The 14,884-nt window shown below is 63.3% G+C and carries 14 protein-coding genes; 7 read left to right on the top strand and 7 right to left on the bottom strand.

All coding sequences use genetic code 11. The features are described 5' to 3' along the window. Positions 1-136: 136 nt before the first annotated feature. From waaA to lpxK, 3 genes are all read left to right on the top strand, one after another. Positions 137-1,423 (top strand): lipid IV(A) 3-deoxy-D-manno-octulosonic acid transferase, encoded by a 1,287-nt coding sequence (gene waaA, locus G6N78_RS01850; protein WP_234905858.1) that lies wholly within the window; start codon positions 137-139, stop codon positions 1,421-1,423. After that, entirely contained in the window at positions 1,423-2,151 is a 729-nt protein-coding gene (locus tag G6N78_RS01845) for an HAD family hydrolase (protein WP_165215140.1), read from the top strand. Before waaA ends, G6N78_RS01845 begins: the two co-directional genes overlap by 1 nt. Before the next feature lie 77 nt (positions 2,152-2,228). Then, positions 2,229-3,269, top strand: a complete 1,041-nt coding sequence (gene lpxK, locus G6N78_RS01840; protein WP_165221142.1) for a tetraacyldisaccharide 4'-kinase — start codon at positions 2,229-2,231, stop codon at positions 3,267-3,269. Between the two features lie 7 nt (positions 3,270-3,276). On the opposite strand, the gene G6N78_RS01835 is transcribed toward lpxK, so the two are convergent. Together G6N78_RS01835 and mutL are read right to left on the bottom strand one after the other, a co-directional pair. Beyond that, entirely contained in the window at positions 3,277-3,510 is a 234-nt protein-coding gene (locus G6N78_RS01835; protein WP_165215138.1) for a DUF2093 domain-containing protein, read from the bottom strand. Positions 3,511-3,604: 94 nt separating this feature from the next. Beyond that, positions 3,605-5,452 carry a DNA mismatch repair endonuclease MutL gene (gene mutL / locus G6N78_RS01830; protein WP_165215135.1) on the bottom strand — a complete coding sequence of 616 codons (1,848 nt, stop codon included), beginning with the start codon at positions 5,450-5,452 and terminating at the stop codon, positions 3,605-3,607. A gap of 291 nt (positions 5,453-5,743) precedes the next feature. Here mutL and G6N78_RS01825 point away from each other — a divergent pair, with 291 nt between their 5' ends. Then, on the top strand, positions 5,744-7,426 hold the full coding sequence (locus tag G6N78_RS01825; protein WP_165215134.1) for a response regulator: 1,683 nt from the start codon (positions 5,744-5,746) through the stop codon (positions 7,424-7,426). Positions 7,427-7,508: 82 nt separating this feature from the next. Then, entirely contained in the window at positions 7,509-8,870 is a 1,362-nt protein-coding gene (locus G6N78_RS01820) for a putative bifunctional diguanylate cyclase/phosphodiesterase (protein WP_165215132.1), read from the top strand. Positions 8,871-8,963: 93 nt separating this feature from the next. On the opposite strand, the gene G6N78_RS01815 is transcribed toward G6N78_RS01820, so the two are convergent. The 5 genes from G6N78_RS01815 to G6N78_RS01795 all read right to left on the bottom strand — a co-directional run bounded on the left by G6N78_RS01815 (position 8,964) and on the right by G6N78_RS01795 (position 13,002). Then, entirely contained in the window at positions 8,964-9,584 is a 621-nt protein-coding gene (locus G6N78_RS01815; RefSeq protein ID WP_165215130.1) for a PRC-barrel domain-containing protein, read from the bottom strand. 195 nt (positions 9,585-9,779) lie between these two features. Further along, complete coding sequence (locus G6N78_RS01810; RefSeq protein ID WP_165215128.1) at positions 9,780-10,667, bottom strand: SMP-30/gluconolactonase/LRE family protein; 888 nt, start codon at positions 10,665-10,667, stop codon at positions 9,780-9,782. Beyond that, a complete protein-coding gene (locus tag G6N78_RS01805; protein WP_165215126.1) occupies positions 10,664-11,302 on the bottom strand; it encodes a 2-dehydro-3-deoxy-6-phosphogalactonate aldolase in 639 nt (212 codons plus the stop codon). The genes G6N78_RS01810 and G6N78_RS01805 overlap by 4 nt, the downstream gene beginning before the upstream one ends. Before the next feature lie 5 nt (positions 11,303-11,307). Further along, positions 11,308-12,231 (bottom strand): 2-dehydro-3-deoxygalactonokinase, encoded by a 924-nt coding sequence (locus tag G6N78_RS01800; protein WP_165215124.1) that lies wholly within the window; start codon positions 12,229-12,231, stop codon positions 11,308-11,310. Then, a complete protein-coding gene (locus G6N78_RS01795; RefSeq protein ID WP_234905857.1) occupies positions 12,232-13,002 on the bottom strand; it encodes an SDR family NAD(P)-dependent oxidoreductase in 771 nt (256 codons plus the stop codon). A gap of 104 nt (positions 13,003-13,106) precedes the next feature. Here G6N78_RS01795 and G6N78_RS01790 point away from each other — a divergent pair, with 104 nt between their 5' ends. Then, on the top strand, positions 13,107-13,940 hold the full coding sequence (locus G6N78_RS01790; RefSeq protein ID WP_165215119.1) for an IclR family transcriptional regulator: 834 nt from the start codon (positions 13,107-13,109) through the stop codon (positions 13,938-13,940). Between the two features lie 169 nt (positions 13,941-14,109). Continuing rightward, positions 14,110-14,832: a helix-turn-helix transcriptional regulator gene (locus G6N78_RS01785; protein WP_165215116.1), complete on the top strand. Its 723-nt coding sequence runs from the start codon at positions 14,110-14,112 to the stop codon at positions 14,830-14,832. Positions 14,833-14,884 lie beyond the last annotated feature (52 nt).

Raw genomic sequence — 14,884 nt, 5'->3', positions numbered from 1 at the left:
GGAAGCGCGCGGGGCGGCGCGTTTTTGACGCATTTATGACTTAGGGCCTGCTGAACAGGGGCCCACGGCGGGCAGTGAGGCGGACGGTGAACGTAAGGATCGAGAAACGGTGAGCGGCTTGGCGCGCATAGCCCTTATGGGATACCGTGTCGCGGGCATCTGCGCCTATCCGCTGATGTCACCTTATCTCACCTATCGTGCCCTGAAGGGCAAGGAAGACCGCAAGCGCCGGCTGGAGCGGTTCGGCTTTGCCAGCCAGCCGCGGCCGCACGGACCGCTGGTCTGGGTGCACGCGGCAAGCGTCGGCGAAACGAATGCCGTCATTCCGCTCATCCGCGAACTGCTGCGCCGCGAAATCCATGTTCTGCTGACGACCGGGACGGTGACCTCCGCCGAAGTGGTCGCCAACCGCCTGGGCGACGATGTCATCCACCAGTATGTGCCGCTCGACCTGAAATTCCCGATCAAGCGGTTCATCGCCTACTGGCATCCGGATGCGGCGATCACCGCCGAATCGGAGATGTGGCCGACGACGATGGCAGAGCTTGCCCGCCGCAACATTCCGCAGATCCGGGTGAACGGCCGCCTCTCCGATCGCTCCTATGATCGCTGGCAGCGCAACAGCAAGGTGGCCGAACTTCTGTTCGGCAAGCTGTCGCTGGTCGTGGCACGCTCGGACCTCGATGCCGAGCGTTTTCTCGATCTCGGCTCCTGGCCCGTCGTGATTTCCGGCAATCTGAAGGGCGACACCGATCCGCCGCCGGTCGATCCGGAGCTGCTCTCGCTGTATCGCGCCCAGATCGGCGAGCGCCGCACCTGGGCCGCGGTCTGCACCTTCGATGGGGAAGAGGCGGCGGCGGCTTTTGTCCACCGGGCGCTGAAGCCGCGCAACCAGCAGCTCACCATCATCGTGCCACGCCATCCGGAGCGGGGCGACGAGATTGAGGCGATGCTCACCGAAAAGGGCCTGAAGGTCGCGCGCCGCTCGCGCAATGACGAGATCACCCCGGAAACGGATATCTTCCTCGGGGATACGATCGGCGAAATGGGGCTTTACCTGCGCCTGACGGAAATCTCCTTTGTCGGTCGTTCGCTGACGGAGGAGGGCGGGCAGAACCCGATGGAATCCTCGATGATCGGCTGCGCTGTCCTCTCCGGCCCGAATGTCCAGAACTTCCGGGAGACCTACCAGCACATCATACGCAAGGGCGGCGCCCGGATGATCCGTGATGTGGAAATGCTGGCCAAGGCCGTGCATTACCTGATGACCAACGATATCGCCCGCCGCAAGATGATCGATTGCGGCCATGAGGCGGTGCAGGACATGCGCGGCGCGCTGTCCACCACCATCAAGGCGCTCGAACCCTATATCAACCCGCTGACCGTGACCGCACGGCTGCGTCCGGCCGGAACGGACGGCTGATGGCGTCGTCCCTCTCCTCGATCCGCGGTCTCCTGTTCGACAAGGATGGCACGCTTCTCCGCTACGATGAAAGCTGGGGACCGGTGAACCGCGAGGCGGCACGGATTGCCGCCGCCGGTGGTGCTCCGGAATTCGAAGAGCAGCTCCTGCGCGCCTGCGGCATGGATCCCGTCACCGGCAAGACGAAGGCCGACAGCCTGTTTGCCGCCGGCACTGCCGCGCAGATTGCCGCCGGGTTCGTTGCCGCCGGCTCGCTGCGCGAGGTGGGAAGCCTGACGATCGAACTCGATGATCTCTTCGTGCGGGCATCGGATTTCTCCGTCGCGGTGACGGATCTCGGCGCCTATTTCGGGCGGCTGAAGTCCCGCGGTTTTGTCCTCGGTGTCGCATCCAGCGACAACGAACGGTCGATCCGCGAGACCGCGCGCCGATTCGGGTTCCTCGATCATCTCGATTACATCGCCGGCTACGATAGCGGTTTCGGCTGCAAGCCGGAGCCGGGCATGGTGATGGGGTTCTGCCGGCTGACGGGGCTCGACCCGTCTGAGGTTGCGGTGATCGGCGACAACAATCATGATCTGCACATGGCCGCCGCCGCGAAGGCCGGCCTGAAGGTGGCGGTTCTGACCGGTACCGGCTCGGTCGCCTCGCTGGAGGCTGCCGCCGATCACGTGCTGGAGGATATTACCGGCCTGGAAACGCTGTTGCCCACGCCATTGCCGGCCTGACGAAAGCCGGTCCGATGGCCATCGGGCCACAGGCGGGCATGGGCCGCAAAGCCGGTGCGGCTGGAGGGATGGACAAGATGGTTTCGGATGCGCCGCCCTTCTGGTGGACGAAAGCCGACTGGCGGGCTTGGAGCCTCTGGCCGGTCTCGCTCGTCTATGGCGGCATTGCCGGCCGGCGCATGGCCCGCGCCAAACCGCCGAGCGTCCCCGTTCCCGTCTTCTGCGTCGGCAATTTTACCGTGGGCGGTGCCGGCAAGACGCCGACGGCACTGGCGATTGCCAAGGCCGCCAGGGCCAAAGGCCTGACGCCCGGTTTCCTCAGCCGCGGTTATGGCGGCTCTCTCGACGTCACCACCCTCGTCGATCCGCACCACCACCGCGCCGATGCCGTCGGTGACGAACCGTTGCTGCTCGCCCGCGAGGCGATCACGGTGATTTCGCGCCGCCGCCATCAGGGTGCGGAGCGGCTGGTGGCGGAGGGCGTCGATTTCATCATCATGGATGATGGTTTCCAGAGCGCCCGGCTCCATATCGACTTTGCCCTGGTGGTGGTCGATTCCGGCCGCGGTATCGGCAATGGCCATATCGTGCCGGCAGGCCCGGTGCGCGCGCCGCTGCGCCAGCAGATGCTGCAGATGTCCTCGCTGCTGCGGGTGGGTGAGGGGGAGGCCGCCGATCCGCTGGTGCGCCAGGCCGCACGCGCCGGAAAGCCGGTGCGCGTCGCGAGCCTCAAGCCGGGCCCGGCGCCGGAGATCAAGGAGAAGCCGCTCCTCGCCTTTGCCGGCATTGCAGATCCGGCCAAATTCTACCGCACGGTGGAAAGCCTCGGCGGACAGATCGCGCTGCGGCGGGATTTTCCCGACCATCATTATTTCAGCGAGGACGAACTGACCGACCTGATGGCGGATGCCGACAAGGACGGTCTGACGCTGGTCACCACCGCCAAGGACGCCGCGCGCCTTGCCGGCCATCATGGTGCCGCCGAGACGTTGCGGTCACGGCTGACGGTGGTGGAGGTCGAGATGGTCTTCGACGATCCGCAGGCGCCGGCCAAGATGATCGATGAGGCGATCGCCCGCTGCAGGGCGCGGCTGCTGACGGAAAAGCGAAACGGATAGGCCTGCCTCAGGCGCGGCTCTGGTTGGGCAGAATGCCGGCGCGCTTGTCGGCTTCCAGCGAGGCGGCGCAATCGGCATAGGCCTCCTGGCGCGCCACGCTCCAGTAGCGCAGCTCATCCACCGGGATCGTCGCGCCGGTGATCGCGCAGGTGACGAAGGCGCCCGGCGACAGGATCTGGTAGTCGCCATCCAGGTAACGGATCTTGGCTTCCCGATGGCCACCGCCTTCGAACCGGTTCATTGTGCGTCTCCTGCGGAATATCATCTCGGTTCTGCTCTATCGTCGGCACGCGCGGATGGCCAGACCTCTCGGCCGGTCGGGAGACAGAAAACTGTCAGCTGCGACCGAACAGGCGTTCGATATCGCTCAGTTTCAGCTCGATATAGGTCGGGCGCCCATGATTGCACTGGCCGGATCCGGACGTCGCCTCCATCTCGCGCAACAGCGCATTCATCTCTTCGGGGCGCAGTCTTCGACCGGACCGCACCGAGCCGTGGCAGGCCATGGTGGCGGCAATATGCTCCAGCCGGCTTTTGAGGCCGGATGCCGTGTTCCATTCGCTCACCTCGTCGGCGAGATCGCGCACCAGCTGGTTCGCATCCACCTCGCCCAGCATCGATGGCGTTTCGCGCACGGCAACCGCGCCCGGCCCGAAGCGCTCGATGACAAGACCAAGCTTTTCCAGATCCCGCGCATGCACCATCAGCCGGTCGCAATCCTCTTCCGGCAGGTCGATGATCTCCGGGATCAGCAGCACCTGCGAGGGCAGGCGGTCGGCCTCCAGCGCCTTGCGCATGGCTTCGAAGACCAGCCGCTCGTGGGCGGCGTGCTGATCGACAATCACGAGTCCGTCCTCCGTCTGGGCGACGATATAGTTTTCGTGCAGCTGTGCACGCGCTGCCCCCAGCCGAAAGCGGGTGGCAAGCTCCACCGGCTCGGCGGCGGTTTCGATGTGGTCCGGGCGAACGCCGGCCGGCATGGCATCGGCCCGTGCGGTCGGCGTCATCAGCGGCTCGAACGCCGCCTGCCGCTGTTCGGCAAAGCCATGATTCGACGAGGCGGCAGGCATGGCGACCGGGCGAAAGGGCGAGGCGGCGGCATTCCAGTTGAGGTTGGAAGCCGGTCGCGGGCCGTTCCCTCCGAAGCCGGGCCGGAAGGCGCCGATGAGGCCGCTGGCGCTGGTGGTGGCCGCCCGGTCGCCGTCGCGCGACAGTGCCTCGCGGATGGCGCCGACGATCAGGCCCCGCACGAGGCCCGGATCGCGGAACCGGACATCGGCTTTCGCCGGATGCACGTTGACATCCACCAGCGCCGGATCGAGCGTCAGGGATAGCACGGCGACGGGGTAACGGCCCGCCGGAATAGTCTCCGCATAGGCGCCGCGGATTGCCGACAGAATCAGCTTGTCCTGCACCGGTCGCCCGTTGACAAAGGCATATTGATGCCCTGAATTGCCGCGGTTGAAGGTCGGCACGCCGGCAAAGCCTTTGAGGCCCACGTCCTCGCGCAGCGCGTCGATCTCGATCGCATTGTCCCTGAAATCGGCACCCAGCACCTGCGCCATACGGGCGAGCGGATCGCCAGGGGTCGCCGGAAATTCCAGCGTCGAGCGGTCGGCGCCCGACAGCACGAAGCGCACATGCGGAAAGGCGATCGCCATGCGTTTGACGATCTCGGTGATCGCGCCCGCCTCGGCCCGTTCTGTTTTCATGAATTTCAGCCGCGCCGGCGTGGCAAAGAAGATGTCGCGCACCTCCACCACCGTGCCCTGGTTGGCGGCGGCCGGACGCACCGGCGTCATCCGCCCGCCGGTGACGGCAATCTCGACGCCGGTCTCGGCACCGCGCGGGCGGCTGGTGATCGACAGTTTTGCCACGGACCCGATGGAAGGCAGTGCTTCGCCGCGGAAACCAAGCGTGCGGATGTCGTCGAGCGACTGGTCGATCTTCGAGGTGCAGTGGCGACGCACCGCGAGTTCCAGATCGCCGGCATCCATGCCGCAGCCATTGTCGGTGATGCGAATGAGGCTCTTGCCGCCGCCGGCGGTGGCGATCTCGATGCGGGTCGCGCCGGCATCGATGGCGTTTTCGACGAGTTCCTTCACCGCGCTGGCCGGTCGTTCGATGACCTCGCCGGCGGCGATCTGGTTGATGAGCGTTTCAGGAAGCTGTTTAACGGGCATCGCCCATTCTCTCGCATCCGGGGCGGCGTTGAAAGGGCCGGGTATGCGGTATGCCCAGTTTTCCGACCGTTAAGTACAACTTAACGTGAAACCGATAATTGTTCATTTTGCAACGTTGAGGGCAGCTCCACGCCAGTGTGGCCGGTGTATGGTTCTGCGGTAGAAGAGCAGTGGGGTTCGAGCGGTTATGCGTAGCCGTATGGCGAAAAGGGGTTGAAGATATGCGACCGGCACTGGTGAACAGCCGGCCCGGCCTGTCGGGGATCTCATCCTGCACCCGAAAGTGCAGCCATGGGTGAGGGCCTGCCCTTGGGCGAATTCACCGAGACCCATCTGCTGGATATCATTTCCGAAACGATTTCCGGCGCGGTCCTGCTGTATGATCGCAACGACACGATTGTGTTTGCGAGTGCGCAACTGCGCAATTTCCTGCCCGCGCTTCCCGTCATTCCTGCCCGCGGCACCCGGCTTCGCGATATCTTTGGCGTGATCTTCGACAATGGCGGTTATGCGCCGAAGTCCAGCACGGCAACGGACCATCGTCATCCGGCGAGCCGGGAGGATTGGGTCGCCGGCGAGATCGCCTCGCTGTGGAAGGAACGGGCCGAGACCCTCGTCCATCGCGGCGGCGACCGCTGGATGAGTCTTGCCAAACGCCGCCTGCCATCCGGTTTCGGCATCTGCATCTTCCGCGACGTGTCCGATGTCCGCAAACGCGAGGAGCAGTGGCGGGCAGATCTGGAGCGGGTCCAGGTCACTGAGGAAATCCTCGATCACCTGCCGTTCCCGGTCATCGTCAAGGATCGCAAGCTCACCTATGTCGCCATCAACCAGGCTGCCTGCAGCCTTTACGATCTGGCGCCGGAAGCGATCCTCGGCCACAACACGATCGATCTGCATGTGGAAGATTTTGCGCTCCGGGTCGATGAGGCGGATCGCAAAGTGCTGGAAACCGGCGTTCCGTCGCAGATCGCCGAGAATGTCACCCGTCCGGACGGCTCCGCCGGCATCCTGATCACCCGCAAGTTCCGGATCGGCAAGCCCGGCCGCTATCTCGTGGTGACGGCGATGGAGGATCTGTCGGATGCGGTCGAAGCGGGTTTCGAGCCGCAGCGCCTGTTCGCCGGTCTGGAAGGTCTCGATTTTGTCCATTCGGACATGCGTCACGTCATCAAGGACCCGGACCGCAACGCACCGAAATCGCGCGCGCGCGATATTGCCGGCTGCAAGGTTCTGTTGGTGACGGCGATGCAGGCCACGGAGGAAACCGGCGTCGCGCTTCTCACCGATGCGGGCCTTGATGCGACTGCCGCGCGCAGCATCGACGAAATGAATGCCATCGTGCAGATCGCCGAAGAGCGCGACGTGCGGATCGACCTGATCGTGGTGGACGGCGAGATGGACGTCGCCTGCCTTGAGGCGGCCCAGGACACCGGCATTGATTGCGCCATCATCGAAGCCTTCCAGCTGGAAACCGAGCTGGTGAAGCTGGTGACCCGCCACCTGCAGAAACGGGATCCGTCCTCACCGCCGACAGACGAGGAGGCCGACTGGCAGATCGCGCAGACGGCGTCGATCGACGTGCTGGTCGCCGAGGATAATCCGGTCAATCAGGTTGTCTTCTCGCAGATACTGGAAGGGTTCGGCTATCGCTATGTCATCGCATCCGACGGTGAGGAGGCGGTGCGTCTCTGGCGGGAACTCAACCCGCGCCTGATCCTGATGGATATCACGCTGCCGGTCCTCAACGGCTTCGAGGCGGCCTCCAAGATCCGCGAGACGGAAGAGGTGGCCGGCAGGACGCCGATCATCGGCGTGCTCTCTCCCGCCATTGAAGGGGATCGGGATGCCTGCTGGGCAGCCGGCATGAATGATGTCGTGATGAAGCCGCTCAGTCCCGATGCACTGGAGGAAAAGTTCCGGCAGTTCATGGGGGAAGACTTCCGCAAGTGGCGCCATAGCATCGGCAACTGAAAAGCATCATCGCAACGCTATAATTTTCTTAATCTTTCAGTCGCATGCTTGCGCCAAACCCAAAGATGCGGCGGGGCATTACATGATATCGGCGGGTCAACCGTTGCCACAGGTCACAGAGAACGAATTGAAGGCCATGGCCTATCGTGATCCGTTGACCGGCCTGGGCAATCGGCACCGCATGCGCGAGAAGGTCATGGCCGTTGCGGCCGAACGGGCAGAAGATCCCGCACCTTTTACCATCGGCATTGCCAATCTCGACGGCTTCAAACCCATCAACGACCTGTTCGGCTCGCAGGCCGGAGACGAAATCCTCTGCCAGGTGGCGCATCGTCTGAAGGCGTGTATTCCGGACGGGGCAACCGTAACGCGGCACGACGGCGACGAATTTGCCTTCCTCCTGCCTCTCGTGTTTGAGAAAAACGGCGCCGAACGGCTCGGCCAGATGATCAAGGAGGTGCTCTCGGCGCCCTATGATCTGGGGGACCGGAACGTGCGCCTCTCCGCCTCCTTCGGTTTTGCCATCTACCCGTTTGCCGGCGAGGAATTCGAGGAGCTGCTGAAGAGCGCAGAGACCGCACTCTACCGCTCCAAACGCCGCGGTCGCGGCCAGATCACCGTCTACTCCCGCGAGATCGCCCAGGAAATGAAGCGCTCGACGCAGCTTGAGCAGGCGCTGCGCAACGCCATCATCGCCGATACGGTCGAGGTGCATTTCCAGCCGATCGTGCGCATAAGGGATGAGGCGGTGGTCGGTTTCGAGGCGCTGGCCCGCTGGATCGATGCCGATCTCGGCTTCGTCTCGCCGGCCGTCTTCGTGCCGCTCGCGGAAGAGCGCGGTTTCATCGACGCCCTGTCCGACACACTGCTGCGGAAGGCCGCGGAAGCCGCATTGTCCTGGCCGCGCGAACTGTTTCTGTCGTTTAACCTGTCATCCGCCCAGCTGATGGATCCCGGCACGGCGCCGTCGATCCTGGCGACGCTCGGGCGGGTCGGGCTTGATCCGAACCGTGTCGAGCTGGAGATCACCGAGACGGCGGTCATGACCTCGGCCGATACCGCGGAGCGCATCATCTGCGAGTTGCGCCATGCGGGCGTGAAAATTTCCCTGGATGATTTCGGCACGGGCCAATCCAGTCTCGGCCGCCTGCGTGACTTCACCTTCGACAAGGTGAAGATCGACCGCGCCTTCGTCTCGCGCATCACGACCGACCGCACCTCGGAGCATATCGTCAAGGCGATCATTGCCATGTGTGATGGCCTCGACCTGCAGGTGGTTGCCGAAGGCATCGAGGAAAAGGCGGATGCCGACAAGCTGAAGGCGCTCGGCTGCACCATGGGGCAGGGCTATTTCTACGGGCGCCCGGTCGATGCGGCAGCGACGCTCCGCTACCTCGAACGCCAGTACTGCGACGTCGGTTTCCTCGAACACAAGCGCGCCTGAACGCCAAGCGCAGTCGTTGCGTCCGCCCCTCAAACGCACTAAAGGGCGGCGCGATTACGCCACCCTTCAGCATCCCGAGAGAGGGATCGACCGTTACGGACGGGTCGTGGTTGCCGGAGCGGTTGCGCCGCCAGCAGCCGGAGCCGTGGTCGAGGATGTCGTGGTGCCATCCATCGATGCCTGGTCGTCCAGCGTCTTGAATTCCGGCGCGGACTTCAGCATTTCGGCCGTTTCCGTCGTCGTCAGGCGAACCTGATTGTTGTCGTCACGGGTCATGTTGACCTTGCTCATCGGCAAGGCGACGTTCTTTTCGCCGATGCCGAGGAAACCACCCACGCCGACGACAACAGCAGCAATGCCGCCGTTTTCTTCGAGGATGAGGTCGTTGACGTCACCGATCGAGTTGTTTTCACCGTTGTAAATGGCCTTGCCAATGTAATCATTGGCGCTGACCTGCGTTTCAGACTGCATGGTCAGATACTCGCCCGACGCGGCGCCGGTGGTGCTTGCGCTGTCGGTCGTGCCCATCGTGCCGGAAGCGCCGGTGGTGGAGTTCATCGAGCCGGTAGCGTTCGGCTTCATCGTGTCCGTCTGGGCAGAGGGTGCTGCCGGCGTGGCCGGGTTCGTCGTGCTCGTCTGTGCCAGTGCCGGAGCAGCTGCAGTGGAAGCCATGAGAACAGCGGCGGCTGCCAGGGTGCCAAATGTCTTCTTCATCTCGAACCTACCTTTCTTCGGTTGCTTTCGAAGCGCGGCGCTAGGTGTTTGCCGCGCCGGTTCGAGCCTTCAATGCGAGCCGATGGAGGTTGGTTCCGAGGCAGTGTGGTGAAAAAATAGGCGGAAAATGCCGGAACATTTCCGCCTATCATCAGTTAGGTGCGCCCCTCCACGCGAGGGAAAAGGCGAGCAGATTCAGAGGCGATAGGCCGGTTCATGCCGACCGGAGACGGTGATCCCGAGGTCGAACAGCGTACCGGCCAGCGTATCGGACTGCCTCTCTTCGGCCGTTGCGCCTTCGAAGGCGGTGGTGGCCACCAGGCGGTCGGCCTTCGCGCCGACAAAGGCCGGGCAGGAGACGCGGCTTGTCGGCAGGGCATAACGGGCGATCAATTCCCCGTCCGGCGCATAGCGCTCGATGCAGGACTGTCCCCAGCGGGCATTCCAGACGTTGCCCTCGTTGTCGCACACGGCGCCATCCGAGCCTCCCGGCCGACCGCTCGTATCGGCAAAGACTTGTGCCTCGCCGGCGGGCAGGCCGGTCGCGGGATCAAGCGATACCCGCATGATTCTGTTGACGCGGGTATCGGTGAAATAACCGGTCGTCCCGTCGGCGGAGAAGCAGATGGCGTTTGGAATGCTGATGCCGGTGAAGAGGCGCGTCACCGTGCCCTGCGCCACGTGATAGATCGAGCCCGCGCCATCCTGGGCCTTCAGCCCCATCGTGCCGATCCACAAGGCACCGGAGGGGTGCACGCGTCCGTCATTGGAGCGGTTGCCCATATGGGCGGGTTCCAGTTCGACGTGAAGGTCAAACGCGCCGGTCCGGACGTCGCGGATCATCAGGCCCCGTTCGGAGGCGATCAGTTGCCGGTCGCCGTCGATGCGGGCCAGCACGCTCGCCTTGAAGGGAAGGGCGTGCACTGTCTTCTGACCGCTGGACAGCGACAGTTCGTGCAGTTCCTTGCCCAGAATATTGAACCAGTAGAGCGTATCCGTGTGCGGATCGTAGGTCGGGCCTTCGCCGAGCTCGGATCTCGACGGGCAGAGCGCCTTGCCCTGGAATGCGATCGTTTCCGTCATGCCGCTTCTCCCATCGCACGATCATAGGCCTCGATGGTCACCATGCCGCGGGCAACAACGTCCTTGGCGCTCATGCCGGGCTTGTAAAGGCTGGAGCCGAGACCGAAGGCGGTGATGCCGCCCTTGATGTAATCGGCGAAATTGGTTTCCGAGACGCCACCGACGGCGGCAATCACCAGATCCTTCGGCAAAACGGCGCGGATGGCATTGATGCCGGAGGGGCCAAGCACGCTGGCGGGAAAGAATTTCAGCCCCGTGGCGCCGGCACGCGCCGCGGCCAGCGCTTCCGTGGCCGTGAAGCAGCCGGGCAGCGTCACCATACCGCGCGCGGCAGCCGCCTCGATGACGGCGGGTTCGACATTCGGGCTCACCATCAGCCGCCCGCCGGCGGCGTCAAGCGAGGTGACATCCTCGACCGTCAGCACGGTTCCGGCGCCGATCAGGCAGTCGGCCGGCGCCAGTTTCGCGGCGATCTCGATCGACCGGAACGGGTCGGGCGAGTTCAGCGGAATTTCGATGGCGGTGAAGCCGGTTTCGATCAGGCCGCCGACGACTGCCTCGGTTTCCTCGGGTTTCAAACCGCGCAGGATCGCGACGAGGGGGCGCTGCATCGGAGGAAAGGGAATGCGGGTCATGCCGTTCATCTTTCGCTTGAGAAGAAAAGGGATTGGGCGGCGGCGGAAAGGCCACGACGAACGGCAAGATCGGCATCTACCGTCTGATAGGCAAGCCCCTTGGCGCGAAGAGCCGCCTCATAAAGGCCCTGCAGCCGTCCGGACGCCACCAGTTGCACCGTTGCATCGGGACCGGCAATCGACAGCCCGCCGGCGATTTCCGCGCCAATCAGCGTGCCGGAGAGGCGTGCCGCAGCCCCGGTCGCGTCCAGTCCGTGCAGCAACTGGCCGGAGCGCACGGTGAAAATCAGGTTGGTCAGCATGGCGGGATTGGCGCTCGCGGCCCGCACGGCGGCCTCAAAGCTCGGATGATCGCCGTCGAAGCTGCCGGCCTCCGCAACCGCGTGCTTGAGGATCGACTGCTTGGCCAGCACGTCAAACACTTCGCCCGTCATGAAGGAGGAGAAGGCGGTCACGGTCTCGTCGCGCACGTTCACCCATTTGGAATGGGTGCCCGGCATGCAGACCAGCCGTTCGGACAGCGCGGTGTCTGCCGAGCCGAGCAATTGCGTTTCTTCACCGCGCATCACGTCCGGTGCCGTGTCCTGTCGCTGGGCAATGCCCGGCAGGATGCGGATGTCGCGCCCCTGTCCTTCGACGGAGACGGCACCGGTGAGGACGGCGGACAGCTTGGCCGGCACATCCACATAACCGGCTTCCACCCAGCCCTGCCGGGCGCCGGCCATGCCGCAGATGATGACCGGCAGCGAGGAGGGCGCGGAGACGGCGCCAAGATGCCCGTTCAGCACCTCGGCAAAGCCGATCGTCGCAGCCGTCGTCATGCCTTCGCCGCTGCGGCGTTCGGCGAGCACCGTATCATCGGCGCTCATCAGCCAGAGCCGGAAACTGGAGGTACCCCAGTCCACGGCCACGTAAGCGGCTTCACTCATTTACAGGGTTCCTCCATCAACGATGATCGATTGGGCCGTCATGCCGGCCGAGGCGGACGAGGCGAGGAAAAGACACGGGCCGACCATGTCTTCCGCCAGAAGGGTACGTTTCAGGCACTGGCGGTCAAGCATGGCGGCGATGCTCTCCTCCGTCAGCCAGAGTTCCTTCTGCCGTTCGGTCACGACCATGCCGGGCAGGATCGCGTTCACCCGCACACCCTCCGGCCCAAGCCGCCCGGCGAGACTTTTCGTCAACCCCAGAATGCCGGCCTTGGCCGCGGCATAGCTCGGCAGGCTGCCCATGTTGAGCAGAAAGGCGATCGACGACAGGTTGACGATGGCACCGCGCCCGTCGCGAATGAGATGCGGGGCGGCGGCCTGCGCCGCAAAGAACATCTGTTTCAGGTTGATCGCCTGGTTGTCGTCCCAGTAATCCTCGGTCACGGCAGAAAGCTCGTGGCGATCGTCCCAGCCCGCATTGTTGACGAGAACGCCGAGGCCACCGAAGGCTAAAGCCGCCGTTTCGACGGAATGCTTGATCGCGTCCACATCGCGCAGGTCCGCCTTCAGATAGAGGACAGGATGGCGCGCCGTTTCGCTCAGCGATTCGACAAGCGCCCGGCTTGCCGTCTCGGAAATGTCGATGAAGGCGACCTTTGCTCCCTGGCCGCAAAAGGCGCGGACGAAGGCGGCGCCAATGCCCGAGCCGCCGCCGGTAATGAGGACACCGCGGTCGCGCAGGTCCGGAAAAGAGGGTGTGAAATCAGCCATTGCAGGCTCCTGTTCCATTATTTGGAACTATGTTTGACTATCTGGAATAAAGCGATTAATCCTGTTCTCTGTCAAGCGTCAACCATGCCGCTGCAGAGGCCACCATGACCAAGCGCCGTGAAACGCCCGCGGACACTGCGGATGATCCGAAACCTGCGGAACAGGTGGCATCGGCGGCTGAGACTGGAACGCTGGGCAAAGCCATTGCGCTGGTCGAACTCGTCTGCTCGGCGCAGCAGCCGCTGCGCTTCAGCGATATCCTGCGCCTGACGGACCAGCCGCGCGGCAGTCTGCACCGCCAGTTGCGGCATCTCGTTCTGGAGGGGCTGCTCGATCTTTCCCCGGATGGCACGTACACGGGTGGACTGCGCCTTCTCAGTTTCGCGTCGCAGGTCTGGGCCAGGAACTCCGCCCGCAAGATTGCGGAACCGCATCTGCGCCGCCTGCAGGAACTGACCGGAGAGACCGTCCATTTCGGTGTCCTGCGCGGCACGGATATCATTTATCTCGACAAGCTTGAAAGTCGCCAGGCCGTGCGGATGCACTCGCAGGTCGGCAACGCCTCGCCCGTCTATTGTACCGGCATCGGCAAGGCAGCGCTCTCGACGCTCGAGGATGATAAGCTCCAGCGCATGGCGGAGGCCATACGGTTTGTCCGCTTCACGCCGCAGACCCTCACAGATCCGAAAATCCTGTTGGCGGAAATCGGGACTATCCGGGTCCAGGGTTTTGCCTTCGATCGGGAGGAGCACCAGGCTGGCATCCGCTGCGTGGCGGCATCCGTCTGTGCGGCCTCGCGCGGTTTTGTCGGCGGGATTTCTGTCACCGCGCCGGCCTTTCGCGCGCAGGAGGAGCAGATGCAGGAATGGGTGAGACCGCTTTGCTCCATCGCAGCATCGATCGAAGCGGAACTGGATGTGGCTCTGGCGCCACGCTGATCCCTCAGCCGTTCCTACAAGTTTTCATAGATCAAATAACCAACTGTTTTGTGAGAAGAAATTCCGATACTGTGTTTCAAAATAAGTCAAATCGCGTGAACTGCGCAAGAACCAGCTCCTCTAAACCGAGGATTGATAGAATTGGCTGGTTTAATAAAAGGCTCTTGAAATGGATCTCCGGTCCTCGCTGAAGAAAAAATTTTCGTTGCATGACGCCATTTCAGATATTCGCAGGATGGATACACAATTCGACATCCTGCGTCTGATGCGGAGTGTTGCGGAAGAATATGGTTTCCGATATTTCGTCGTCTTTACACTGCCGCCGCGCACGGTTCTTGATCTTGCCGCGAGTACGATCGTAACCAATCTTCCGGCAGAGTTCATTGCGCTCTTCGACAAGTATAAATTGTTGCAGTCCAGTCCTTTGCTTCATAGGTTGCGCGAAACGACCTTGCCGATCTGCTATGAGATTGAAAAAGAGCCAAGTCTGCCCCATGCGCTGGATGTCTTTGCGCAATTCTCTCTCACCGGCGGGATTGCCATCCCCGTTCATGACGTTCGCGGAAAGCGTGGTGTGGTGGGCTTTCTCGGCAGCCGGGCGCCTTTGGTGCCGCAGGAAGTCATGGAGCTCGCGCATCTGGCCGCGCATGTTTACGAGAAGCTGTCGTCCATCTGCGCCATCGATGTGCGCACGACAGAAGCGCTCAGTGAGCGGGAGCTGGATTGTCTGAACTGGACCGCTGCCGGCAAGACCAGCGCCGAAATCGCTGAAATCCTCAACCTGTCCGAACACACGGTCAATCACTATCTGAACCGTGCGACACGCAAGCTGGATGCCGTTAACCGCACCCAGGCGGTGGCCAAGGGTTTCCGGCTGGGGCTGGTAAAGTAGCGGTCTTGCTGCTGCTTTTTGATGCGCTGCATAAATTTGCGGCGCACTTCTT

It is taken from the genome of Allorhizobium pseudoryzae, assembly GCF_011046245.1.
In the GTDB taxonomy this organism is placed as follows: Bacteria; Pseudomonadota; Alphaproteobacteria; order Rhizobiales; family Rhizobiaceae; genus Neorhizobium; species Neorhizobium pseudoryzae.
Note: the sequence above shows the minus strand (reverse complement) of the source record. Positions and strands in the feature narration are given on the sequence as shown.